This window comes from Streptomyces sp. NPDC017676, assembly GCF_044329325.1.
GTDB lineage: Bacteria > Actinomycetota > Actinomycetes > Streptomycetales > Streptomycetaceae > Streptomyces.
In genome coordinates this window covers 1-24,965 of the sequence record NZ_JBIRJA010000040.1, presented here as the reverse complement: position 1 = coordinate 24,965, position 24,965 = coordinate 1, and the positions used below count along the sequence as shown (strand labels likewise).

Here is a 24,965-nt window from a genome sequence, read left to right as displayed (position 1 = left end):
CGACGAAGGGTGTGTGTCATGGGTTTTGTGACGGTGGGCCGGGAGAACTCCGAGTCGATCGAGCTGTACTACGAGGATCACGGCAGTGGTCGTCCGGTGGTGCTGATCCATGGGTATCCGCTGAACGGGCATTCGTGGGAGAAGCAGGAGCGGGTGCTGCTGGAGGCGGGGTACCGGGTGATCACGTATGACCGGCGTGGGTTCGGCCGGTCGAGTCAGCCGGTGGTGGGGTACGACTACGACACGTTCGCGGCGGATCTGAAGGTGCTGCTGGACCACCTGGATCTGCGGGACGTCGCGCTGGTGGGGTTCTCGATGGGGACGGGTGAGGTGACCCGGTATCTGGGCCGGTACGGGTCGGAGCGGGTGGCGAAGGCGGCGCTGCTGGGTGCGATCCCGCCGTTCCTGCTGAAGACGGAGGACAACCCGGAGGGTGTGGACGCGTCGGTGTTCGAGGGGATCAAGGCGGCGGTGCTGAAGGACCGGCCGGCGTATTTCAAGGACTTCCTCGACAATTTCTACAACGTGGACATGTACGCGGGGACGCGGATCAGCGACCAGGCGTGGCAGAACAGTTTCAATGTGGCGGTGGCGGCGTCGGCGTGGGCGGCGTATGCGTGTGTGGACACGTGGCTGACGGATTTCCGTGAGGATCTGCCGAAGATCGATGTGCCGACGTTGCTGGTGCATGGTGACGCGGACCGGATCCTGCCGTACGAGAACACGGCGAAGCGGCTGCCGGGGCTGATCGAGGACCTGACGTTCGTGACGGTCGAGGGCGGTCCGCACAACATCGCGTGGACCCACCCGGAGGAAGTCAACACCGCCCTGCTGGACTTCCTCGCCAAGTGACCGCACCGAGCCCAGACCGGTCCCCGTGGCCCGGGCGCAGCGGAGCCACCCGGCACCTGCTCACCCTCGCGGCCGGAGCGGCGAACGCCTTCGGGTTCCTCGCCCTCGGCGGCGTCTTCACCAGCGTCGTCACGGCGAACTCCGCGCTCCTCGGCCTCCACCTGGGCAACGCCCACCTGGCCGCCGCCCGCCTCGTCGCCGTGGCCCTGCTCGGCTATGTCGTCGGAGCGGCGGCCGGCGGCCTGGTGGCGGCCGGCCGGGGCAGGTTCCGCGGCGCGGGCATCCGGGGCGGCCTGCTCCTGGAGGCCCTGCTGCTGTGGCTGGTGGTCTGCGGCTGGCTGGGCTGGCACATGGCACCGCACGGCGCGGCCCGCACCCTGCTGCTGTTCCTCACGGCCGTCGCCATGGGCTGCCAGAACGGCAGCGTCCGGGTCACCGCCGGCAGCGAGATCACCACCGCCTACCTGACCGGCCTGCTCACCTCGACCGTCACGGCGTTCGCCACCCGCGGACGCCTCCAGACCCGCAGCGTCGCCATCGTGGCCTCGCTGATCGCCGGCGCGGCCGTCGACGGCGCGGCCTACCGCTGGCTGCGCTTCGGAGCCCCGCTCGTGCCGGCCCTGCTCGTCACCGCGGCGCTGGCGGCGACCTGGGTACGGGCGCCGTCCCACCCGGACGCCGTCCCGCTGAGGATCCGAGCCCGCTGAGTCCCCCGTCTTCCGAGTCACGGCCCTTTTCGACAGAGAGAGCGCACGACATGACCGCATCCGATGTTGACCCGACGCCGAACCCGCAGGACGGCGCGGTCGGCCGCTCGGCCACCGGTGGCGACGGCCCGGCCGACGACAAGCGTCCGTCCCACCGCTCCTACCACCACCCGGCGGCCGGCTGGGGCGCCGCCAAGAGCGTGAGCCGGGTGCTGATCAAGGAGCGGGCGCTGTTCGACGGGCCACGGGCCATCCTCAAGATGAACCACGAGAACGGCGGCTTCGACTGTCCGGGCTGCGCCTGGCCCGACGACACCAAGGGCCTCAAGCTCGACATCTGCGAGAACGGCATCAAGCACGTCACGTGGGAGATGACGTCCAAGCGGGTCGGCGCCGACTTCTTCGCCCGGCACACCGTCGCCGAGCTGTCCGAGTGGTCCGACTTCGCGCTGGAGGACCAGGGCCGGCTGACCGAGCCCCTCGTCTACGACGGGACGAGCGACCGGTACGTCCCGATCACCTGGCAGGACGCCTTCGCCCTCATCGGCCGTGAACTGCGCGCCCTGGACAGCCCCGACGAGGCCGCCTTCTACACCTCGGGCCGGCTGAGCAACGAGGCGACCTTCCTCTACCAGCTCATGGCCCGCGAGTTCGGCACCAACAACCTGCCCGACTGCTCCAACATGTGCCACGAGGCCTCCGGCCGGGCCCTGACGGCGTCCCTCGGCACCGGCAAGGGGACCGCCGACCTCAAGGACTGGGAGACCGCCGACGCCCTCTTCGTCATGGGTGTCAACGCGGCCTCCAACGCCCCCCGCATGCTCACCGCGCTCGCCGAGGCCTACCGGCGGGGCGCCCAGATCGTCCATGTGAACCCGCTGGTCGAGGCGGCGGCCACCAGCACGATCGTGCCGCACGAGTTCACGGACATGGCCCTGTTCAAGGCCACCCGCACCAGCACCCTCAACCTCCAGGTCCGCGCGGGCGGCGACATGGCCCTGCTGCGGGGCATCGCCAAGGCGGTGCTGGAGGAGAGCCGCAGCGACCCCAAGGCGCTCGACAAGGAGTTCATCGAGCGCCACACCCACGGCTTCGAGGCCTACCGCGAGCTGTGCGAGGCCACCTCATGGGAGGAACTGGAGGAGCAGTCCGGCCTCACCCGGGCCGACATCCTCAAGGCCGCCAAGATCTACTCCCGCTCCGACCGCACCCTGATCAGCTGGTGCCTCGGCCTCACCCAGCACGAGCACGGCGTCGACACCGTCCGCGAGATCGTCAACGTCCTGCTGCTGCGCGGCAACCTCGGCCGGGAGGGCGCGGGCCCCTCCCCGGTGCGCGGGCACAGCAACGTCCAGGGCAACCGCACCTGCGGCATCGACCACCGGCCCCAGCCGCAGTTCCTCGACCGGCTCGCCGACGTGTGCCGCATCGACCCGCCGCGCGAGCACGGCATGGACACCGTCGACACCATCGAGGCCATGAACCAGGGCCGGGTGAAGGTCTTCGTCGGCATGGGCGGCAACTTCGTGCTCGCCGCGCCGGACACCGCGTACACCTCCGAGGGCCTGCGGAACTGCGAACTCACCGTGCACGTCAGCACCAAGCTCAACCGCAGCCACCTGGTGCACGGCAGGAAGGCGCTGATCCTGCCCTGCCTCGGCCGCACCGAGAAGGACCACCAGCGGCGGGGCCTGCAGTCCGTCTCCGTGGAGGACTCGATGAGCATGGTGCACCTGTCGGTCGGCATGAAGAAGCCCGCCTCCCCGCACCTGCTGTCCGAGCCGGCCATCATCGCCGGCATGGCGCGCGCCACCCTGCCGGAGAGCGGCACGCCCTGGGAGTCGTACGTCGAGGACTACGACCGCATCCGCGACACCATGGCGAAGGTCCTGGACGGCTTCGAGGACTTCAACCGCAGGGTGCGGCTCCCGCTCGGCTTCCGCATCAAGCAGCCCGCCCGGGAACTGGTCTTCCTCACCCCCTCCGGCCGCGCCGAGTTCTCCGCCGCGCCGCTGCCCGAGGCCCCGCCGCGGGACGACGTGCTCATCCTCCAGACCATGCGCAGCCACGACCAGTGGAACACCACGATCTACTCCGACAACGACCGCTACCGAGGCATCAGCAACCTGCGCACCCTCATCCTCATGAACGGCGACGACATGCGCGCCCGCGGCATCAAGCCCGACAGCCTCGTCGACATCACCGCCACCGCCCGGGACGGCAGTACGCGGCACCTCAAGCGGTACACGGCGATCGAGTACAGCATGCCCAGGGGCTGCGCCGCCGGGTACATGCCGGAGATGAACGTCCTGATCGCCGCGAGCGACTACAGCAAGCAGAGCAACCAGCCCCTGATGAAGAACATCAAGGTGCGGGTCGCGCCCAGCGTGGAGGACTGACCGGTCATGACGACAGCCGGCGCGTTCACCCACCTGCCCGCCCTGGCCGCCGCCGCGGAGCCCGCGCAACTGCTGCCCGCCCGGGAGCAGATGGCGTTCACCCTCGGGTTCCACATCATCCTCGTGCCGTTCGGCGTCGCCCTGACCACCCTCATGCTGATCGCGCACTGGCGAGGGCTGCGCAAGGGTGACGCCGAGGCGCTGCTGCTCGCCCGCCGCTGGTCGAAGGTGGCCGCCGTGCTGTTCGCGGTCGGCGCCATCACCGGGACCGTCCTCTCCTTCGAACTGGGCATCCTGTGGCCCCGGCTGATGGGCGACTACGGCTCCGCCTTCGGCTTCCCCTTCGCGATCGAGGGCCTGTTCTTCTTCCTCGAAGCCATCTTCGTGGCCCTCTACATCTACGGCTGGGACCGCATGCCGCCCTGGGCCCACTTCTGGACCGGGGTGCCCGTCTCCCTGGCCGGCGTCGGCGGAACCGCCTCGGTCGTCGCCGCCAACGCCTGGATGAACCAGCCCGGCGGCATCACCGTCGAGCACGGCAAGGTGGTCGCCGTCCGGCCCGCCGAGGTGTTCTTCAACGACGCCTTCTGGCTGGAGTTCTGGCACATGCTGATCGCGGCGTACATCATCGCCGGCTTCGTCGTGGGCGGCGTCTACGCGGTCGGCATGCTGCGCGGCCGGCGCGACCGCTACCACCGGGTGGGCTTCCTGACCGGTTTCGTCGTCGCGGCCTGCGCGCTGCCGGTACAGATCATCGTCGGCGACACCATCGCCCGGCAGGTCTTCGACGACGAACCGGCGAAGTTCGCCTCGATCGAACTGCTGCCCGCCACCGGTGACCACGTGCCCGAGACACTGGGCGGCGTACTGGTCGACGGGAAGGTGCGCTACGGCATCAAGATCCCCGACATGGCCTCCCTGCTGGCCGGCTTCAAGCCCTCGACCACCATCAAGGGACTGGAGGCCGTCCCGGCCGACGTCCGGCCGACCGACGCGCAGGCGAACATCGTCCACTGGGCGTTCGACTTCATGGTCGGCACGTCCTTCCTCATGCTCGCCGTCGCCCTCTGGTTCGCCTGGCTGTGGTGGCGCCGCCGGAACACGCTCGCGACCAACCGCTGGTTCCTGCGGGCGGCTTCCCTGTGCGGGATCGTGGCGATCCTCTGTCTGGAGAGCGGCTGGGTGGTCACCGAGGTCGGCCGCCAGCCCTGGATCGTCGTCGGCCACCTGCTGACCCGGGACGCGGTGGCGACCCGGGGCGACCTGTGGCCCTTCTTCGGTGCCGTCCTCCTGATCTACCTGGCCGTAGGCGCCGCCGCCCTGTGGGTGCTGCGGTCCATGACCCGGCGCTGGCGGCAGCAGGGCGACGAGGCCGTGTCCGTGCCCTACGGCCCCGAGCACCCCGCCGGGACCACCACGGGAAAGGCGTCCTGACATGGCCGACCTGGTCGCGGCGTTCCTCTTCATCGGTGTCATCGCCTACTCCGTCCTGGCCGGCGCCGACTTCGGCGCGGGGTTCTGGGACCTGATCGCGGGCGGGGCCGGGCGCGGCCGGGAACCGCGCCACCTGATCGACGACTCCCTCGCACCCGTCTGGGAGGCGAACCACACCTGGTTGATCTACTGCCTGGTCATGCTGTGGAGCGGCTTCCCGGCCGCGCTCGCCGCGATGACGTCCACCCTGTACCTCCCGCTGGGCATCGCCGCGCTCGGCATCGTGCTGCGCGGCGCCGGCTTCGCCTTCCGCAAGGCCTCGATCCGCACACCCGAACAGCGCGTGTACGGCGCCGCGTTCGCGTTCTCCTCGGTGCTGACGCCCTACTGCTTCGGTTCCATCGCGGGCGCCCTGGCCTCCGGGCGCGTGCCCACCCGGGGCGACGGGGACCCCGTCACGAGCTGGCTGAACCCGACCAGCGCCCTCGGCGGCGTGCTCGCCGTGCTGGCCTGCGCCTACCTGGCGGCCACCTACCTGACGGTGGCCGCCAGGCGGCACGGGGACCCGCACCTGTTCCGGTACTTCCGCGACCGCGCCCTCGCGGCCGGTGCCGTCACCGGTGCCGTCAGCATCGCGGGGATCTTCGTCCTGCGGGCGGACGCCCCCCGCCTGTTCCACCAGCTCAGCCACCGCGCGCTGCCGCTCGCCCTGCTCGCGGCGCTGTGCGGTCTGCTGGGCCTGGCCCTGCTGCGCGCCGAGCGGACCCGCGGCCTGCGCGAGACCGCGGCGGCGGCCGTCGCCCTCATCGTCAGCGGCTGGGGCGTCTCCCAGTACCCCTACCTCCTCGGCACCCACCTGCCGGTCCAGGACGCGGCGGCACCGCGCGCCACCCTCGCGGTGCTCGTCGGCGTCGCCTGCGCCGCGGGCGTCCTCATCCTGCCGTCCCTGGCCCTGTTGTTCCGGGTGATGGGACGGGTCGACGTCGCGGACGGGGCCGCCTCGCACGAGTCCCCGTGAGCGGCGGAACGCGGGCCGAGACCACCTCGCTGCGCGAGTTCCTGCGCACCGAGACGGCCGGTGCCTCGGTCCTGCTGCTCGCTGTCGCCACGGCCCTGGCCTGGGCCAATACCGACCCGCACGGGTACGAGGAGTTCTGGAACACGGCGGTGTCGGTGCGTGTCGGCGGACAGGGCATGCTGCTGACCGTGCGCGGCTGGGTCGACAGCGGCCTGATGACGTTCTTCTTCTTCGTCGTGGGTCTTGAGGCCCGCCGCGAGTTCGACATCGGGGAACTGCGGGAACGCACCCGGCTGATCCTGCCCCTCGCCGCCGGCGTGTGCGGGATGCTGTTGTCGGCCGGCGTCTACCTCGCGGTCACCGCCGGCGACGACGCGGCCCATGGCTGGGGCGCCGCCATGTCGACGGACACCGCCTTCGCCCTCGGCATCCTCGGCACCCTGGGCACCCGTATGCCGCCGCGACTGCGCGTCTTCGTGCTGACGATCGCCATCGTCGACGACTTCCTCTCTCTCGCCGTCATCGCCGTCGCCTACAGCGTGTCCGTTTCGGTGCCCGCGCTGCTGACGGGAGTGCTCGTGCTCGCCGTGATCCTCGTGGTACGCGGTCGCGGCGTCCGGCGCGGAGCGGTCTACCTGGCCCTGGCGGCCGTGGCCTGGACCGCCTTCCTGTACTCCGGCGTCGACCCGGTGGTGATCGGACTGGTGCTGGGGCTGCTGACCTACGCTCACCCGGCCGACCGCTCCGACCTCACCAGGGCGACCGAGCTGTACCGCAGCTTCCGGGAGCAGCCCACCCCGGAGCTGGAGCGCTCGCTGCGTCTGGGCATCGCCTCCGCCGTCTCGCCCAACGACAGACTCCAGAGACTGTTCCACCCCTGGACCAGCTTCGTCATCGTCCCCTTGTTCGCCCTCGCCAACGCCGGCGTGCCGCTCGGCGTCCGACAGCTGGAAGAGGCATTCACCTCGCCCGTCACCTGGGGCATCCTGCTCGGCTACGTCCTGGGCAAGCCCGCGGGCATCCTGCTGGGTACCTTCCTGGTGACCCGGCTGAGCCGAGGCCGTGTCCGCACCCTGGTGGGCTGGGCCGCGCTCGGCGCCGGCGGCGGACTGGCGGCCGTCGGTTTCACCGTGTCCCTGCTCATCGCCACGCTCGCCTTCCACGGCCCCCGGCTCGTGGCGGCCAAGACGGGCATCCTGTGCAGCATTCCCTGCTCCTTCCTCCTCACCTGGGCGATCACGGCCGGAATCTCCCTCCTCCCGCGTAGCCGGCGCATGAAGTACCTCATCGGACGCGCGGAGACGATCACCGACCTCCAGGTGCCGGTCGACCCCGACCGCGACCACATCAGGGGGCCGCGGGACGCCCTGGTGACGGTGGTCGAGTACGGCGACTACGACTGCCCCTACTGCGGGCGGGCGGAACGCGTGATCAACCGCCTGCTCCAGGAGGTGGAAGGGGTGCGGTACGTGTGGCGGCACCTGCCGCTGACCGACATCCACCCGCACGCCCAGCTCGCCGCCGAGGCGGCCGAGGTGGCCGGGCAGGCGGGGCGCTACTGGGAGATGCACGATCTGCTGCTGTCCCATCAGGGCACGTTGCGCCTGCCCGATCTGCGGGAGTACGCGGTACGTGCCGGACTGGACGCCGAGCGCTTCGAGCACTCGCTGCTGCGCCACGAGGGTGCCGCCCGGGTGGCCGAGGACGTGGGGTCGGCCGACCTGAGCGGTGTGGCGGGCACGCCGACCTTCTTCGTCAACGGGCGGCGGCTCCATGGCGCCTACGACGCGGACACGTTCTCCAGGGCCGTCGGCGCCGCCCTGGACCGGGCCAGGGTGAGGCGGGCCAGAGCCGAGGCGTCCGGCCGCGGGCGGGCCGCCTGAGGACGACCGCGCACCTCGTGCGACGGCGTCTCAGCGCTCGCCGGGGCTCTGGACGCCTTCCGGCTCCGGGGTCTCCTCGCCCGCCTGGTCCCCGGTCCCCTCGCCCGTCCGGTCCGGGCAGCCGGCGGCGTGGACGAGGCGGTTCAGCGCGACTTCGCTCGGCGAACCGGGATCGGCCTGGTAGGTGCCGAGCTGGTGGCCGTGGGAGCCGTTGACGGTGAACGTCTGGTACGTCAGCGTCAGCTCGCCGGCCCTCGGATGCAGCAGCCGCTGGGTCTGGTGGGTCTTGGTCCGGACGTCGTACTTGGCCCACAGCTGGGTGAACTCCTCGCTGTGCGTCGACAGTTGACCGACCAGGGCGTGCAGGGCCCGGTCCTCCGCGTTCAGGGAGGCCGCCGTGCGCAGGCCCGCCACACATGTCCTGGCGATCTCCTCCCAGTCCCGGTAGAACCGCCGGGCCGCCGGGTCCAGGAAGACGAAGCGGAGAAGGTTGGTTTCGGTGCCCATGACACACAGCAGGGCCTTCGCCGCGTCGTTGTCGGCCAGGATGTCGAACCGGGGCCCGAGGATCACGGTCGGCGTGCTCCAGGAGTCGATCAGCCGTACCAGGTGGGCTGCCGCGCGGTCGTCGGCCGGAGGAGAGGTGCCACCGCGCTTGCGCAGCCCCTGCCGTGCCAGCTTGTGCAGGTGCTCGGCCGCCTCCGTGTCGAGCCCGAAGACCCGGGTCAGCGCGTTGAGAACCTGATCGGAAGGGTGTCTCTCCCGTCCTTGCTCCAAGCGCGCGTAATAGCCCTCGCTCACGCCGGCCAGCATGGCCACCTCATGACGCCGTAGCCCCGCGGTGCGGCGGGGCCCCTCGTCCGGCAGACCCACTTGTTTGGGCGAAGTGGCAGCTCGGCGAGCTCGTATGAACTCACCCAGCGGGTTCACGCTTTGCATTTGACTAAGGTTACTTGCTGGCTTGACACAACAACCGTCACATCACCTGATGTAGGTGTACGTGCCGCGTATACCCAGGCCCTTCAAATGCCTGCTCCGCGCACGAATCGCCCTCTTGAATAACGAACGGAAATCTTGATGGGAGCCGCGAGGAAATTGCGTGCTTTTTACTGGGCAGGCAGCAACGCGAGCAGCTCACGCGAGTACGAGAGGGAATCCTCCACCGTCTCCGCCTCGTACATCGTGTCCACCATGAAGTGCTCGACGCCCGTCGCGTCGTGCACGGTACGGATCGCCTCCGCCACCGCGCGCACGCCCGCGCCCGTGGAGACGTTGACGCGCAGCACGGTGTCGATGTCACCAGGCTCCCGCCCTGCGGACCGTGCCCACTCGTCGAGCAGTGCGCGCTGGGCGGTCAGACCGTTGACGTCGACATAGTCCGGGACCACGCACAGCGGCAGCCACCCGTCCGCGCGCCGCGCCACCCGGCGCAGTGCCCGCTCGGAGAGCGCCCCGAGGAACACCGGGGGACGCGGCAGCCGGGCCGGCTTGAGCGGCGCGTGGTGCCGGGGCACCGACAGCAGCGACCCGGAGTACTCGGCGGGATCCTCGGCCCATATGGTCTGCAGCGCGTCGAGCAGTTCGTCCAGCAGGGCCCCGCGCCGGCTGAAGTCCCGGCCCGCGGCCTCGTACTCCTCCGGCGACCAGCCGATGCCGAAGCCGGCCAGCAGCCGTCCGCCGCTGATCAGATCGATGGTGGTCAGCGCCCGAGCCAGCTGCACCGGCGGATAGAGTGGCGCGATGAGCACATGGGAACCCAGGAGCACGCGTTCGGTCGCCGCGGCGGCCACTCCGAGGAGCACGAACGGGTCGGCGGCGGGGTTCAGCTCCGGCGGAATGGTGGTGCCCTGCCCGCCGTAACCGATGCGGGGCCGCACCGCGGCCAGATTGCGGTCCCCGACCCAGAGGCTGGCGGCCCCGGCCCGCTCCACCTCCCGCGCGAACTCCGCGACCCGGGCGACCTCGAACGCCTGGCGGTGGAACTGGGGGAGTGCGAACCCAATACGCATGACTGCCTTCGCAGAGTGAGCTGATAGCTGGAAACAGCCTACAACGTGTTGGACAGCGGCCCAGTCAACATCCAAAACACGTGATCCTCGTGACTCGCACATGCTTGATGTCAGTAGATGCTGATGTTATATGCCTTGTCGGTGTCAGTTGTATCTGTCGCGAACGCGGCGGGTTCGCCCTAGAGTGGCTGCTCCGCGCACGCGCCTGTCGCCGACTTGGCTGGGAAGGGTAAGAATCATGGCCCCCGACGCTCCCGAACCAGTACCCCAGATGGTTCTGTCCCCCCTCACCAACGCGGCGATCTTCCTCGTCGTCACCATCGACAGCGGTGGCGAGACCACGGTCCGTGAGCTGCTGTCCGACGTCGGCTCCCTGGAGAGGGCCGTGGGCTTCCGCGCCCAGCCCGAGGGCCGGCTCAGCTGTGTCACCAGTATCGGCTCGCACGCCTGGGACCGCCTGTTCACCGGGCCGCGCCCGGCTCTGCTGCACCCCTTCCGGGAGCTGAGAGGGCCGGTGCACCGGGCCGTGGCCACCCCCGGCGACCTGCTCTTCCACATCCGGGCCGCACGGCTGGACCTGTGCTTCGCCCTCGCCACGGAGATCATGAGCCGGCTGCGCGGCGCGGTCACGGTCCAGGACGAGGTGCAGGGCTTCAAGTACTTCGACGAACGCGACCTGCTCGGCTTCGTGGACGGCACGGAGAACCCGACGGGTCCCGCGGCGCGCGCGGCCGTCCTCATCGGCGAGGAGGACCCGCCGTTCGCGGGCGGCAGCTACGTCGTCGTGCAGAAGTACCTGCACGACCTCGACGCCTGGGAGTCCCTGCCCGTGGAGACGCAGGAGCGGGTGATCGGCCGGCGCAAACTGTCCGACGTGGAACTCGCCGACGACGTCAAGCCGGCCGACTCGCACGTCGCCCTCACCACCATCACCGACCCGGACGGCACCGAGCGCGAGATCCTGCGCGACAACATGCCCTTCGGCGCGGCGGGCCGGGGGGAGTTCGGCACCTACTTCATCGGCTACGCCCGGACCCCCGAGGTGACGGAGACGATGCTGGAGCGGATGTTCCTCGGCACGCCGACCGCGTCCCACGACCGGATCCTGGACTTCTCCACCCCGGTCACCGGGTCGCTGTTCTTCACGCCCACTGCGGACTTCCTCGAAGACCTGCCCGAGCCACCGGCGGCCGGGCCCGCCACCGTCGTCACACCGACCGACAGCCAGGTCCGATCCTCCGGGTCCTCCCTCGGGATCGGCAGCATGAAGCGGAGCCATTCCCGATGAACAATCTGCACCGTGAACTCGCGCCCATCTCCGATGCCGCGTGGGCCGACCTGGAGGAGGAGGCCCGCCGCACCTTCAAGCGCCATGTCGCGGCCCGCCGTATCGTCGACGTCCCCGAACCGGGCGGCGCCACCCTCGCCGGAGTCGGCACCGGTCATCTGGACGCCGTCGACACCCCCGCGGACGGGGTCATCGCGCACACCCGCCGCTTCCAGCCGCTGGTCGAACTGCGCGTGCCGTTCACCGTGGACCGCCGGCAGGTGGACGACGTCGCCCGGGGCGCCAAGGACGCCGACTGGCAGCCGGTGAAGGACGCGGCCCGGCGGCTGGCGTTCGCCGAGGACCGGGCCGTGTTCGAGGGCTATCCGGCGGCCGGGATCGCCGGACTGCGGGCAAGCTCCTCCAATCCTGCGCTGACCCTCCCCGCCGACGTGCGGGACTACCCGGACGCCATCAGTCAGGCGGTGACGGCCCTGCGGCTGGCCGGCGTGGACGGCGCCTACACGCTGGCGCTGAGCGCCGAGGCGTACACGGCAGTCAGCGAGACCTCCGACCACGGCTACCCGGTCATCAAGCACCTCGCCCGGCTCCTCGACGGCGACATCGTCTGGGCGCCCGCCATCGACGGTGCCTTCCTGCTCTCCACGCGCGGCGGTGACTTCGAACTCCGGCTCGGACAGGACGTGTCCATCGGTTATCTCTCGCACGACGCGACCAGCGTCACGCTGTACTTCGAGGAGACCCTGACCTTCCTGGCGTACACGAGCGAGGCCGTGGTGGCCCTGTCGCCGGCCCAGGCGGGAGCCTGATACGCGGTCCCGGCCCAAGACGCGCGGACGCGCGGGTGCCCGGGTGGACGGCCGTCCACCCGGGCACCCGCGCGTCAGGCGGTCAGTCGAGCAGGCCCGCGGGTTGCGGCGGGGGAGTCCCGCCGGCCAGCACCGTGGTCAGTCGCGGCGCCCCCAGCCGCACCGCGAGCCCGGTGGTGAGGTGGGAGGCGTCGGCGAGGCCGCCGTTGACCAGGGTGACCGCGCTGTCGCCGGACGTCACGAGTGCCACGTCGAGCGACAGGGTGAACGGCACGCCCTCCGTCGTCCCCTTCGCGACGACCGACAGCGCCTGCCGCGTGCCGTCCCCCTCCGGCACCGGCAGGGACGTGACCCGCACGTCTTCCGTGCTGCCGTCGGTCCGGGTGGCGGTGAAGACACCGCACTTCTGCGTCAGGGTGCCGAACCACGCTCGTGCGGCCCGGAGTTCGACGGCGCGGTAGGTGCCCACCTCATAGCGCATCCGGTTGCCGTTGTCGGCGTCGAAGACGGCCACGGCCTGTGTGCCGGAGAGCGGGGCGCCGATGATCCGGTCGCCGCCCAACCGGTCCAGTAGCTGCTGGCAGACGGCGGCGTCCTCCGTGTGGGTGAGCCAGTCCTGCGTGTTCACCGTGCCGCGCAGCAGACCGTCACGCCGGTCGCCGGAGTCCTCCACCTCGGTCCACTGGGACCCCAGGTACGCCTCCGTGAGCAGCGCGTGCCGCGCCTGCCGCGAGGTGAGGCTCACGACCGGCGCGGCGGAGCCCACCGGCCGGCCCTGCTGGCCGCTCCCGGCGCTCTGCCGCTCCTGCCCCGCCCCGGCACAGGCCGCCGCGAACAGCGAGGCGCCGATGGCGAGGGCGGCGACGTAACCGACGCGTCCCCGGCGTGGCCTGGTCATCCTGGTCATCTCCTGTGGTCCTCTCCCCTGTCCGGGGCCGCGGGACATGCGGCGCTTTCACGGTCATGTGACGCCCATGCTGACAACGCCGGGCCGTCATGACATCGCTCGATCAAGTGATTCACCCATCACCGGCAAGTGCACTACGGGGCAAGGGACTTCACATGTGGGGTTCTCCCCACGGCGACTGTGGGGAGGGTGCCACCCACGGTCTCCGGGTGTCCTGACAGCAAGCGTCGGCATCGGGTCAGCACACTTGGCGGTCACGGCACGGCGCTCGACGCCCCGTGATCTTCCGCACCTCCCCCCTTTCCTTCGTCCCGTATGAGGAGACGCGTTCTCATGTCCGCACGCAGTCGTCTGGCCCGGACCGTCGCGGTGGCCGCCGCCCTGCCGCTCGCATTCGGCCTTCTCTTCGAAGCCAACTCCGGTGCCAGCGCGAGCGTCAGCGACACCGTCCACAAGCCGACCGACGTGGTCCTGGAGCACGACGCCCAGGTCTTCGCCGACCAGGCGGCCAAGCAGCCGCCCGTGTACACGCTCGGCTACGCCGGTGCCCGCAAGGCACTCGACCAGCTCCAGGCCGACCCCAAGGGGCTGCTGCCCGCCGACATCTCCCACCGCGACCTGCCCGTCGGCCCGACCGGCAAGGTGAGGGTGCGGATCGTGCGGCCCAAGGGGGTCATCGGCAAGCTGCCCGCCGTCATGTACTTCCACGGCGGCGGCTGGGTGCTGGGAGACGAGGAGACCCATGACCGACTGACCCGCCAGATCGCCAACGGTGCGCACGCCGCCGTCGTCTTCGTGGACTACACGCCGTCGCCCGAGGCCCGCTTCCCCGTCGCCATCGAGCAGGCATACGCCGCCACCAAGTGGGTCGCCGAGCACGGCCGTGACATCAATGTCGACAGCTCGCGCATCGCCGTCGCCGGCGACTCGGTCGGAGGCAACATGGCCACCGTCGTGGCCCTCATGGCGAAGGAGCGGCGCGGACCGGCCCTGCGTGAGCAGGTGCTCTTCTACCCGGTGACGGACGCGAACTTCAACACCCCCAGCTACCGCGAGTTCGCCAACGGCTACTGGCTGACCCGCAAGGGGATGGAGTGGTTCTGGGACGCCTACGCCCCCCACGCCAAGGACCGCAAGAGCGTCTACGCCTCCCCGTTGCGGGCCAGCCTCAACCAGCTCAAGGGCCTGCCCAAGACGCTGGTCATCACCGAGCAGGCCGACGTGCTGCGCGACGAGGGCGAGGCGTACGCCAACAAGCTCCGGGCCGCGGGCAACGACGTGACGTCCGTGCGCTACCAGGGCATGATCCACGACTTCCTCATGCTCAACGCGCTGGCCGACACCAACGCCGCCAAGGCCGCGATCACCCAGGCCAACGGCTACCTCTACCAGGGTCTGCACGGCACCAAGTGACACGCACGGCCCCCTGACACGCCACGGCGCTCCCGGGAAGAACCCCGGGAGCGCCGTCGTTCCGCCGTGTGCGGGGCCGTGTCAGTCGTGGGAGACGACGACCTTCTTCTCGTGCAGCGCGGCGATCTGCTCCGCGTCGTAGCCCAGCGAGGCCAGCACTTCGTCCGTGTGCTCGCCCAGCAGGGGAGAGGCGGTGATGGTCGGTGTGAACCCGGTGAACTTGATGGGGCTGCCGACCGTGAGATACGTGCCGCGCTCCTTGTGTTCGACCTCCACGACGCTGCCGCTGCTGCGCAGCGCCGGATCGTACGCGATCTCCTTCATGCTCAGCACCGGCGCGCACGGCACGCCGTACCGGCGCAGGATGTCCACGGCCTCGTACTTCGTCTTGTCGGCGAGCCACCGCTCGATCTCGGCGAAGATGTCGAAGATGTGCGGCTGCCGTGCCTCAGCCGTGTTGTACGCCGGGTCGTCGATCCACTCCGGCTTGCCCAGCGCCTGGCAGGTCGGCCCCCAGTCCTGCTCCTGGACGGTGAAGTAGATGTAGGCGTTGGGGTCCTCCTCCCAGCCCTTGCACTTGAGCACCCAGCCGGGCTGGCCGCCGCCGCCGGCGTTGCCGCCGCGCGGGACGACGTCGGTGAACGTCCCGTTCGGGTACTGCGGGTACTCCTCCAGGTAGCCCACGCGCTCCAGGCGCTGCTGGTCGCGCAGCTTGACCCGGCAGAGGTTGAGCACCGCGTCCTGCATGGACACCGCCACGCGCTGGCCCCGCCCGGTGCGCTCACGGTCCAGCAGCGCGGTGAGGATGCCGATCAACAGGTGCATCCCGCTGTTGCTGTCGCCCAGCGCGGCGGCGCTGACGGTCGGGGGACCGTCCCAGAAACCGGTCGTGGACGCGGCGCCGCCCGCGCACTGGGCGACGTTCTCGTACACCTTGAGGTCGGACCACGGCGAGTCGTCGTTGAACCCCTTGACGGAGCCGAAGATCAGCCGGGGGTTCAGCTCCTGGCAGTGCTCCCAGCTCAGGCCCATCCGGTCCAGGGCACCGGGGGCCATGTTCTCCACCAGGACGTCGGCGTCCCGGATCAGCTTCTCCATGACCGCCTCGCCCTCGGGCGTCTTGGTGTCGATGGCCAGGGAGCGCTTGTTGCTGTTCAGCATCGTGAAGTACAGGGCGTCGACGTCCGGTATGTCGCGCAGCTGGTGACGGGTGACGTCACCGCCGTTGACGCGCTCGACCTTCAGCACGTCGGCGCCGAACCAGGCCATCATCTGGGTGCAGGCCGGGCCCGCCTGGACACCGGTGAAGTCGATCACCTTGATGCCGGTGAGGGGCAGCTGTGACATGGTCGTACATCTCCTTTTCGGGGTTCGGGGACCGAGCGGGGAACGATCAGTGACCGGCGGTGGACGGCCGCACCGCCACGGTGGGGTTGAGGTTGGTGAGGTGGCCGCTCTCCGTGCCCGCCGTGGGATCGATCCGGCAGTCGATGAGCGAGGGCCGCCCGGACGCCAACGCCTCGGTGAGCGTTGAGGCCAGCTCCGCGGGGGACTCCACGTGGTAGCCGCGCCCGCCGAAGGCCTCGATGAGCTTCTCGTGCCGGGCCGCGAGCGTCAGGGTGGTGGGGGAGGGGTCGGCGGAGGCGGGGTTGACCCCGTCGCCGCGGTAGACGCCGCCGTTGTTGAGGATCACGACGACCACCGGAAGGCCGTACCGGCAGATGGTCTCCAGCTCCATGCCGCTGAAGCCGAAGGCACTGTCGCCCTCCACCGCGACGACCGGCCGGCCCGTCTCCACGGCGGCGGCGATGGCGTAGCCCATGCCGACGCCCATCACGCCCCAGGTGCCGCTGTCCAGACGGTGCCGGGGCACCTGCATGTCGATGACGTTGCGCGCGAAGTCCAGCGCGTTGGCGCCCTCGTTGACGAGACAGGCGTGCGGGTGGGCGCGCAGCACGTCGCGGACCGCCCGCAGGGCGCCGTAGAACTGCATGGGGTGGGGGTCGGCGGCCAGCCGTTCCGCCATCTTCGCGGCGTTCTGTCCGATGCGCTCGGCGAGTTCGGCCCGCCACGCCTCGGAGACCGCGATCTTCCCGGGCTCCAGTCGCTCCACCAGCGCGCCGACCACGGAACCGATGTCGCCGACCAGTGGTCCGGCGATGGGCTGGTTGCTGTCCAGTTCGGTGGGCTCGATGTCGATCTGGAGGAACTTGGCGTCCGGGTTCCACTGCGGCGGCTCGCCGTGGCCCAGCAGCCAGTTCAGGCGCGCCCCGACGAGCAGCACCACGTCGGCCCGCTTCAGCGCCAGCGAGCGGGCCGCGGCCACGGACTGCGGATGGTCGTCCGGGATCAGTCCCTTGGCCATGGACATCGGCAGGAACGGCAGTCCGGTGGAGTCGACGAACTCGCGGATCACCTCGTCCGCACGGGCGTACGCGGCGCCCTTGCCGAGGATCACCAGGGGCCGTTCGGCGCCCGCGAGCAGCTCGATCGCGCGGTCCACCGCCTCCGGGGCGGGCAGCTGCCGGGGCGCCGGGTCCACCAGCCGCCACAGCGAGGCCGCGCCCCGGTCCGCGTCCACGGTCTCGCCGAGTACGGCGGCCGGGATGTCGAGGTAGACCCCGCCGGGCCGGCCCGACACCGCCGTACGCAGCGCCCGCGCCACACCACGGCCGATGTCCTCGGCCCGGCCGACGCGGTAGGCGGCCTTCACGAAGGGCCTGGCGGCGGCCAGTTGGTCCAGTTCCTCGTAGTCACCCTGCTTGAGGTCCACGATGTGCCGCTCGCTGGAGCCGGAGATCTGCACCATCGGGAAGCAGTTGGTCGTCGCCTCCGCCAGGGCGACCAGCCCGTTCAGGAACCCGGGCGCGGACACGGTCAGCGACACGCCGGGCCGGCCGGTGAGGAAGCCGGCCGCTGCCGCCGCCCGGCCCGCGCTGCTCTCGTGCCGGAAGCCGATGAACCGGATGCCGGAGGCCTGGGCGAGCCGCGCCAGGTCGGTGACGGGGATGCCGACGAGGCCGTACATGGTGTCGACGCCATTGAGTTTGAGCGCGTCCACCACGAGGTGTGCACCGTCGGTCAACTCAGTGCTGCTCATGATGTCAGTCCCGCTTCCTTGTATTCAGCACATGTCTCACTCATGCTGACATCAGTTATGAATGGGCGCACTCTATGTGAGTGACATCGAGCAGCTCTTTTCGGACATACATCGAGGGGGAGACGACATGCCTCTGGCCATCACTCCGCACCACGGTCCCACCGGCGGCTACCGGGCGCCAGAGATCACCGGTCTGCACGACGTGATCGACGCCCAGGTCAGGGACCGGCCGGACGCCCCGGCACTCGTCCTCGGCGGGGGCGGCGAGACGGTCTCGTACCGGACCCTCGCCACCCTGGCCGACGAACTGGCCCAGCGGCTGCTGGACGCCGGGTTGCACCCGCACCGCCCGGTCGGCCTGGTGAGCGCCGACAACCTGGAGTTCGTCGTCGCCCTGCTGGGCGCGGCCCGCGCCGGTCTGGTCCTCGCCCCCGTCGACCCGGCCCTGCCGGAAACGGAACGACGGCACCGGTACACGGCGCTCGGCGCCCAGGCGGTGCTCACCGGCCCGCCGGTGTCCCCGCCCGCGCGGACGGACGGCGGCCCGCCGCACTGGCCGCTGACGGTGCGCCGGCCCGGCGGCGGGCGGTACGGCATCGCGCTGGACGCGGGCACCCCGGCGGACGGCGCCGATCATGGCGCCGCCGACCGGCTCACCGACGACGACGCCCTCGCCCTGTTCACGGCGGGCACCACGGGCCGGCCCAAGATCGTCCCCGTGAGCCACGCCAACGTGGCCGCGTCCCTGCACGGCATCACGACGACGTACGAACTCACTCCGGCGGACGCCACGGTGGCGGCGATGCCGTTCTTCCACGGACACGGCCTGCTCGCCGGGCTGCTGGCCACGCTCACCACCGGTGGCTGCCTGCTGCTGCCCGGACGCGGCCGGTTCACCGCCCACACCTTCTGGGACGACATGAGCGCGGTGTCCGCCACCTGGTACACGGCCGTGCCCACCATCCACCAGATCCTGCTCCAGCGAGCGCCCGAGGAGTACCCCGGCCCCCTGGCCCTTCCCCTCCGGTTCGCCCGCAGTTGCAGCGCGCCGCTGCCCCCGGCCACCGCACGCGCCCTGGAACGCCTGCTCGACGCACCGGTCCTGTCCGCCTACGGGATGACCGAGACGACCCACCAGGCGGCGAGCGAACCGCTCTCCGTGCCCCGCGACCGCACGGCCGGTTCCGTCGGCCGGGCGACCGCCGGGGAGATCCGCGTGCTCGACGCCGGCCGACGACCGTGCGCGCCGGGCGCCGAGGGCGAGGTCTGGGTGCACGGACCCGCGGTCGCGCGGGGGTACCTCGCCGAGCCGGCCGAGACCGCCGCCGCCTTCCACGACGGCTGGTTCCGCACCGGTGACCTGGGCTTCCAGGACACCGCGGGCCGGCTGTTCCTGACCGGCCGGATCAAGAACCTGATCAATCGGGGCGGGGAGAAGATCTCCCCGGAACACGTGGAGGAGGTCCTCGCCGCCGCCCCCGAGGTCACCGAGGCCGCCGTCTTCGCCGTCCCCGACCCCACCTACGGCCAGCGCGTCGGCGCCGCGGTCGTGCTCGCCCGCGGCGGCACCGCCACCGAGCGGGATCTCCTCGCCCACTGCCGCGACCAACTGGCTCCCTACGAGGTGCCGGAGCGTCTCGCCATCGTGGCGTCCCTGCCGCACACGGCGAAGGGGGCACTGGACAGGGGTGCGGTTGCCGACCTGTACGGGCACTGATGAATCAGTGCTGAGTGTCAACTCATGTAATGTGTCGCTCTGTTGCGGTGGCATGGCCACGCAAACATGACTCTCTGTTGGAAGGCATATCCATGTCCATTGAGGACTACACCGGCGGATCGTCGCAGGAAGCCGGCGTTCTGGTCGTCACGACCAACGACGTCCCGGGCCACGACGTGAAGCAGGTGATCGGCGAGGTGTTCGGCCTGACCGTGCGCACCCGGCACCTTGGCGCACAGATCGGCGCGGGGCTGAAGGCCGTGATCGGCGGCGAGCTGCGAGGGCTGACCAAGACGCTGGTGCAGGCCCGCACCGAGGCCATGGACCGCCTGGTCGAGGCCGCCCGCGCCCGGGGCGCCAACGCGGTACTCGCCGTGCGGTACGACGTGACGGCGGCTCAGGACTCGGGCACCGAGATCTGCGCCTACGGCACCGCCGCGGTCATCGCCCCGGCGGCCTGAGGGCCACGGCGTCACGGGCAGCGTGACCTGGGGGCGCGCTACGAGGCCGCCTCCAGGTCACCATCAGGGTGAACCACCGTCGTGGTGTCACACCGCCCCGGCCGGTACCGGCAGCACGGCACGGACGGTGGTGCCCGCGGCCGAGGAACACGTCACCGTCAGCGTGCCCTTCAGCAGGGTCACGCACTCCGTCATGACGCCCACTCGGGCTTCGGCACCGGCTCCGCACGGCGGGCACGCGTCACTGGTCACGCTCACCACGAGCCCGGAGCCGATGTGTGTCAGCTCCACCTCGGCCCGGCCCGCGCCGGAGTCGTCCACCGCGTGGGCCAGCGCCTCCGCGACCAGGAGGTACACATGGGTCTCCACCGCCTGCGGCAGCCGGATCCGACCGGAGCGGACGGTCACGGGAACCGGGCTCGCCGCCGCAAGCGCGGTGACGGCCGGGACCAGTCCCCGCAACTCGAGCACTTGCGGACACAGCCCCGCTGCCACCTGTCGGACCTGGGCGAGCGCCGCCTCGGCGTCCCGGACCGCGCCGTCGAGGAGTTCGGCGGTGACCGGCGAGGGCGACTCGCCCAGCTGCTCGCGAGCCATCCGCAGACCGAGCAGGAGGGACACCAGCCGTTCCTGGGCCCCGTCCCGCAACACACGCGCGGCTCGCCGGCGTCGCTGTGCCGCGGCGTCGGCGGCGGGGGGCGTCGAGGCGTCCGCGTCCTTCCGTCTGACACCCTGGCCCTGTGTCACGTTCCCGGCGCTCGACTGTACTGAAGCCGTCATGACGTCACCTTGGCACTGGTCGGCCGACGGCGGCAGCAGCCTCCGCTGTATGACCTCATAAGCCACGTTTATGAGCTGACCCATGTATCGACAGCTTCCCGAGGCCGGTCCAGATCTACCCGGTGCAGCAGGGCGAGCAGCACGAGGGTGACCGCCGCGCTGGCCCCCGCGGCCAGCGCGTGCCCGCCCGCGTAGGCCAGGCGCGGCACCGCCGGATCCCCGGGAGGAAGCCGGAACATCGACTCCACGAGCAACAGCCCGCCGCTGCCGAGCCCGGCCAGCGCCACACCGCACAGCGGGGCGATCACGAACAACGCGCGCATCGGATGCGGGCGGTCCGCGACGGGACGCACCCGTCCGCTCCGAGCCAGGAGCGCGGTGAGCGCGCAGGCGACGGCCAGCACGAGCAGGTCGGCCCCGATGGTGTCGCTGGGCCGGTGCCAGCCCGCCGCCACCGTGTAGGCGCCGACGAAGGTCGCCCACAGCGCGCAGACGCCGACGGCGACGCCCCGCAACCGGTGGGGAACCACCAGGGTGAGCCCGAACAGCACGCTCATCGCGATGGTGGTGTGCCCGCTCGGGAAGCTGTTGCCCAGCAGGCGCTCCGGGGCGTCCACGAGATCCGGCCGGCGCAGCACGAACCGCTTCAGCACCTCGGCGAGCACCAGGGAGACGCCGACCGTACCCACGGCGACCACCGTCAGGACGAAGCGGCGCCGAGCCAGCCCGATCAGGACCAGCACCGCCACCGCCACGCCGAGCGAGGACAGGGTGATGTGATCCAGCATGCGGTTCGCGGACCGGGCGGCGGCCAGGGTCTCGTCCTCGCGCCGCCCCGCCAGGACCGCGTTCTCCCAGCGCTGTCCGGTCGCCGTCCGCACGAACGCCGTGTAGACGCCGGCCAGCAGCGCCGCGGCGGCCGCCGCGGCGGACTCCAGTCGCCCGCGAACACGCGCGCCGAAGGGCTTGTCGTCTTTCCCATAGGGGCTCACGCCCTGATGTTAAGGGCTGCGCCCTTATGTCTTTCTCACTTGAACATGTGATGTGTCGGCGATGTCTCGATGTCTACCTTTCGAGGGTTCGTGCCCCCGGCTACGGCACAGCGCACTTCAAGGAGGCATCTCATGCGTGCAGTCACCTACGCCACCTGGCCCGCCTGCGCGGCCGCCATGGCCCTAGCGCTCAGCGCGTGCTCCGGGGGCGGGGGAAGCGGCGGCGGCAGCAGCGACGGTGGCGGCGACGCCGTACTCAGCTCCTCCTGGGGCGACCCGCAGAACCCGCTGGAGCCGGCCAACACCAACGAGGTGCAGGGCGGCAAGGTCCTCGACATGATCTTCCGGGGCCTGAAGAGGTACGACCCGAAGACCGGCGTGGCGGAGAACTGGCTCGCCCGGTCCATCGAGACCAAGGACGCCCGGAACTTCACCATCAGGATCAAGCCCGGCTGGACCTTCTCCAACGGGGAGAAGGTGACCGCCCGCTCCTTCGTGGACGCCTGGAACTACGGGGCCAGCCTCAAGAACAACCAGAAGAACGCCTACTTCTTCGGCTACATCGACGGCTACGACAAGGTCCACCCCGAGAGCGGCAAGCAGACCGCCGACACCCTCTCCGGGCTGAAGGTGGTGGACGACCACACCTTCACGGTGAAGCTGAGCCAGAAGTTCTCCGGTTTCCCGGACACCCTCGGCTACGCGGCCTTCGACCCGCTGCCGCGGATGTTCTTCACGGACCACGCGGCCTGGCTGAAGAAACCGGTCGGCAACGGGCCGTACACCATCCAGTCGTACACCAAGGGCTCGCAGATGTCCCTGCGGAAGTGGAAGGACTACCCGGGCCCGGACAAGGCGCAGAACGGTGGCGTGGACCTGAAGGTCTACACCGACAACAACACCGCCTACACCGACCTGTTGGCCGGGAACCTCGACCTCGTGGACGACGTGCCCGCCGCCCAGCTGAAGAACGTCGGCAAGGACCTGGGCGGCCGTTACCTGAACACCCCGGCCGGCATCATCCAGACGATCGCGTTCCCCTTCTACGACAAGGTGTGGAACACACCGGGCGCCGTGAAGGTCCGTACGGGTCTGTCCATGGCGATCAACCGCGAGCAGATCACCGAGACGATCTTCGACAAGACCCGCACCCCGGCCACCGACTGGACCTCGCCCGTCCTCGGCGCGGCCGGCGGGTACAAGGCGGGCCTGTGCGGCAAGGCCTGTGAGTACAACCCCACCGAGGCCAAGAAGCTCGTCCGGGAGGGCGGCGGTATCCCCGGCGGCCAGCTGAAGATCACGTACAACGCGGACACGGGCTCGCACAAGGAGTGGGTGGACGCCGTGTGCAACTCCATCAACAACGCCCTCGGCAACGACAAGGCGTGCGTCGGCAACCCGGTCGGCACCTTCGCCGACTTCCGCAACCAGATCGGGCAGCACAAGATGACCGGACCGTTCCGCGCGGGCTGGCAGATGGACTACCCGCTCATCCAGGACTTCCTCCAGCCGCTGTACTACACGAACGCCTCCTCCAACGACGGCCAGTGGTCGAACGAGAAGTTCGACAAGCTCGTGAACGAGGCGAACGCCGAGACCGACCAGGCCAAGTCCGTGAAGCTGTTCCAGCAGGCCGAGGAGGTCGTCCGGAACAACATGGCCGCCATCCCGCTGTGGTACCAGAACGGCAGCGCCGGCTGGTCGAGCCGCCTGTCGCATGTGGCGCTCAACCCGTTCAGCGTGCCCGTCTACGATGAGATCAAGGTGAGCTGAGCCGCCATGGGCCGTTACGTCGTGCGGCGACTGATCCAGATGATCCCGGTGTTCGTCGGGTCCACCCTGCTGATCTTCCTCATGGTCAATGTGATGGGTGATCCCGTCGCGGGTCTGTGCGGGGAGCGGGCGTGCGACCCGGCGACGGCGGCGCAGCTGAAGCGGGAGTTCGGCTTGGACAAGCCGGTCTGGCAGCAGTACCTCACCTACATGGGGCACCTGTTCACCGGCGACTTCGGCACGGCGTTCAACGGGCAGAAGGTCACCGAGCTGATGGGTTCGGCCTTCCCGGTCACCATCCGGCTGACCGTCGTGGCGATCCTCTTCGAGATCGTGATCGGCGTCACGCTGGGCGTCGTCACCGGTATGCGGCGAGGACGCCCCGTCGACACCGTCGTCCTGCTGGTCACGCTCGTCGTCATCTCCGTCCCCACCTTCGTCACCGGTCTGCTGCTCCAACTGCTGCTCGGCGTGAAGTGGGCCTGGATCGAGCCGTCCGTGTCACCGGAGGCGCCTTTCGGCGAGCTGATCGTGCCGGGCCTGGTCCTGGCCTCGGTCTCCCTGGCCTACGTCACGCGGCTGACGCGGACCTCCATCGCGGAGAACAGGCGCGCGGACTACGTCCGTACGGCGATCGCCAAGGGCCTGCCCCGGCGCCGGGTCATCGTGCGGCACCTGCTGCGCAACTCGCTCATCCCCGTGGTCACGTTCATCGGGACCGATGTCGGGGCGCTGATGGGCGGGGCGATCGTCACCGAGCGGATCTTCAACATCCACGGCGTCGGCTACCAGCTCTACCAGGGCATCCTGCGCCAGAACACCCAGACGGTCGTCGGCTTCGTGACTGTCCTCGTCCTCGTGTTCCTGCTCGCCAACCTTCTCGTAGACCTCCTGTACGCCGTACTCGACCCGAGGATCCGCTATGCCTGAACAGCCGCATGAGCCCACGGGCGCGATCGCCGGAACCGGCATGGGCGGCTCGATGGACCTCGCGGCCGACGAGGCCGCGGGCCTGGAGAGGGCCGTCGGAGGGCCTGGAGGCGGCGCACCCCGCTCCTTGTGGTCGGACGCCTGGCGGGACCTGCGCCGTAACCCGGTCTTCGTCGTCTCCGCGCTGGTCATCCTCTTCCTGGTGTTCATCTCGATCTGGCCGTCGGCGATCGCTTCGGGCAACCCGCTGAAGTGCGACCTGGCCAAGGCGCAGGACGGCTCGGCTCCGGGGCATCCCTTCGGTTACGACGGCCAGGGCTGTGACGTCTACACCCGCACGGTGTACGGGGCCCGTACGTCGGTCACGGTGGGGGTGCTGGCCACGCTGGGGGTGTCGGTGTTCGGGTCGGTGCTGGGCGGGCTGGCCGGCTACTTCGGGGGCCTGTGGGACTCCGTCCTGTCCCGGATCACGGACATCTTCTTCGCCATCCCG

General features: G+C 70.4%; 21 protein-coding genes. 14 read left to right on the top strand and 7 right to left on the bottom strand.

The features are described from left to right. The first annotated feature begins 18 nt into the window (after window positions 1-18). From ACH4LD_RS42485 to ACH4LD_RS42460, 6 genes are read left to right on the top strand one after another with little or no spacing between them, the layout of a single operon-like run. Window positions 19-852 carry an alpha/beta fold hydrolase gene (locus tag ACH4LD_RS42485; protein ID WP_398059671.1) on the top strand — a complete coding sequence of 278 codons (834 nt, stop codon included), beginning with the start codon at window positions 19-21 and terminating at the stop codon, window positions 850-852. Then, window positions 849-1,559: a YoaK family protein gene (locus ACH4LD_RS42480; protein ID WP_398059669.1), complete on the top strand. Its 711-nt coding sequence runs from the start codon at window positions 849-851 to the stop codon at window positions 1,557-1,559. The genes ACH4LD_RS42485 and ACH4LD_RS42480 overlap by 4 nt, the downstream gene beginning before the upstream one ends. Before the next feature lie 50 nt (window positions 1,560-1,609). Next, window positions 1,610-3,958, top strand: a complete 2,349-nt coding sequence (locus tag ACH4LD_RS42475) for an FdhF/YdeP family oxidoreductase (protein ID WP_398059667.1) — start codon at window positions 1,610-1,612, stop codon at window positions 3,956-3,958. Between the two features lie 6 nt (window positions 3,959-3,964). Beyond that, a complete protein-coding gene (locus tag ACH4LD_RS42470; RefSeq protein ID WP_132792009.1) occupies window positions 3,965-5,392 on the top strand; it encodes a cytochrome ubiquinol oxidase subunit I in 1,428 nt (475 codons plus the stop codon). Window position 5,393: 1 nt separating this feature from the next. Beyond that, window positions 5,394-6,410 carry a cytochrome d ubiquinol oxidase subunit II gene (locus tag ACH4LD_RS42465; protein ID WP_398059664.1) on the top strand — a complete coding sequence of 339 codons (1,017 nt, stop codon included), beginning with the start codon at window positions 5,394-5,396 and terminating at the stop codon, window positions 6,408-6,410. Then, window positions 6,407-8,293, top strand: a complete 1,887-nt coding sequence (locus ACH4LD_RS42460) for a Na+/H+ antiporter NhaA (RefSeq protein ID WP_398059662.1) — start codon at window positions 6,407-6,409, stop codon at window positions 8,291-8,293. Before ACH4LD_RS42465 ends, ACH4LD_RS42460 begins: the two co-directional genes overlap by 4 nt. 30 nt (window positions 8,294-8,323) lie before the next feature. Here the strand turns inward: ACH4LD_RS42460 and ACH4LD_RS42455 are convergent, their stop codons facing one another. Both ACH4LD_RS42455 and ACH4LD_RS42450 read right to left on the bottom strand, forming a co-directional pair. Next, window positions 8,324-9,232: a helix-turn-helix transcriptional regulator gene (locus ACH4LD_RS42455; RefSeq protein ID WP_398059660.1), complete on the bottom strand. Its 909-nt coding sequence runs from the start codon at window positions 9,230-9,232 to the stop codon at window positions 8,324-8,326. Window positions 9,233-9,399: 167 nt separating this feature from the next. Continuing rightward, entirely contained in the window at window positions 9,400-10,302 is a 903-nt protein-coding gene (locus tag ACH4LD_RS42450; RefSeq protein WP_398059658.1) for a TIGR03619 family F420-dependent LLM class oxidoreductase, read from the bottom strand. Window positions 10,303-10,540: 238 nt separating this feature from the next. On the opposite strand from ACH4LD_RS42450, the gene ACH4LD_RS42445 reads away from it, so the two are divergent. Then, window positions 10,541-11,590 (top strand): Dyp-type peroxidase, encoded by a 1,050-nt coding sequence (locus ACH4LD_RS42445; protein ID WP_398059656.1) that lies wholly within the window; start codon window positions 10,541-10,543, stop codon window positions 11,588-11,590. Beyond that, window positions 11,587-12,399, top strand: coding sequence for a family 1 encapsulin nanocompartment shell protein (locus tag ACH4LD_RS42440; protein WP_398059654.1), 813 nt, complete (start codon window positions 11,587-11,589; stop codon window positions 12,397-12,399). The genes ACH4LD_RS42445 and ACH4LD_RS42440 overlap by 4 nt, the downstream gene beginning before the upstream one ends. 82 nt (window positions 12,400-12,481) lie before the next feature. Here ACH4LD_RS42440 and ACH4LD_RS42435 read toward each other — a convergent pair whose 3' ends face one another. After that, window positions 12,482-13,297, bottom strand: coding sequence for a hypothetical protein (locus ACH4LD_RS42435; protein ID WP_398059652.1), 816 nt, complete (start codon window positions 13,295-13,297; stop codon window positions 12,482-12,484). A 342-nt stretch (window positions 13,298-13,639) separates the two neighbouring features. Between ACH4LD_RS42435 and ACH4LD_RS42430 the strand changes: the two genes are divergently transcribed. Further along, the gene (locus ACH4LD_RS42430) at window positions 13,640-14,719 is read left to right on the top strand and encodes an alpha/beta hydrolase (RefSeq protein WP_398059650.1); all 1,080 of its coding nucleotides are present in this window, start codon (window positions 13,640-13,642) and stop codon (window positions 14,717-14,719) included. An 81-nt stretch (window positions 14,720-14,800) separates the two neighbouring features. Here the strand turns inward: ACH4LD_RS42430 and frc are convergent, their stop codons facing one another. Together frc and oxc are read right to left on the bottom strand one after the other, a co-directional pair. After that, a complete protein-coding gene (gene frc / locus ACH4LD_RS42425) occupies window positions 14,801-16,066 on the bottom strand; it encodes a formyl-CoA transferase (protein WP_398059648.1) in 1,266 nt (421 codons plus the stop codon). A gap of 46 nt (window positions 16,067-16,112) precedes the next feature. Continuing rightward, a complete protein-coding gene (gene oxc, locus ACH4LD_RS42420) occupies window positions 16,113-17,819 on the bottom strand; it encodes an oxalyl-CoA decarboxylase (protein WP_398059646.1) in 1,707 nt (568 codons plus the stop codon). A gap of 127 nt (window positions 17,820-17,946) precedes the next feature. On the opposite strand from oxc, the gene ACH4LD_RS42415 reads away from it, so the two are divergent. Beyond that, window positions 17,947-19,536 carry a FadD7 family fatty acid--CoA ligase gene (locus tag ACH4LD_RS42415; protein ID WP_398059644.1) on the top strand — a complete coding sequence of 530 codons (1,590 nt, stop codon included), beginning with the start codon at window positions 17,947-17,949 and terminating at the stop codon, window positions 19,534-19,536. A 92-nt stretch (window positions 19,537-19,628) separates the two neighbouring features. Beyond that, complete coding sequence (locus ACH4LD_RS42410; protein ID WP_398059642.1) at window positions 19,629-19,997, top strand: YbjQ family protein; 369 nt, start codon at window positions 19,629-19,631, stop codon at window positions 19,995-19,997. A gap of 87 nt (window positions 19,998-20,084) precedes the next feature. Here the strand turns inward: ACH4LD_RS42410 and ACH4LD_RS42405 are convergent, their stop codons facing one another. After that, window positions 20,085-20,777 (bottom strand): sensor histidine kinase, encoded by a 693-nt coding sequence (locus ACH4LD_RS42405; protein WP_398059640.1) that lies wholly within the window; start codon window positions 20,775-20,777, stop codon window positions 20,085-20,087. 68 nt (window positions 20,778-20,845) lie between these two features. Then, window positions 20,846-21,769, bottom strand: coding sequence for a phosphatase PAP2 family protein (locus ACH4LD_RS42400; RefSeq protein ID WP_398059638.1), 924 nt, complete (start codon window positions 21,767-21,769; stop codon window positions 20,846-20,848). A 132-nt stretch (window positions 21,770-21,901) separates the two neighbouring features. Here ACH4LD_RS42400 and ACH4LD_RS42395 point away from each other — a divergent pair, with 132 nt between their 5' ends. The 3 genes from ACH4LD_RS42395 to ACH4LD_RS42385 all read left to right on the top strand — a co-directional run. Continuing rightward, complete coding sequence (locus tag ACH4LD_RS42395; protein ID WP_398059636.1) at window positions 21,902-23,542, top strand: ABC transporter substrate-binding protein; 1,641 nt, start codon at window positions 21,902-21,904, stop codon at window positions 23,540-23,542. A gap of 6 nt (window positions 23,543-23,548) precedes the next feature. Next, window positions 23,549-24,472 (top strand): ABC transporter permease, encoded by a 924-nt coding sequence (locus ACH4LD_RS42390; RefSeq protein WP_398059634.1) that lies wholly within the window; start codon window positions 23,549-23,551, stop codon window positions 24,470-24,472. Further along, window positions 24,465-24,965, top strand: a 501-nt coding sequence (locus ACH4LD_RS42385) for an ABC transporter permease (RefSeq protein WP_398059632.1), incomplete at its 3' end; no start/stop codon positions are given. The genes ACH4LD_RS42390 and ACH4LD_RS42385, both read left to right, overlap by 8 nt.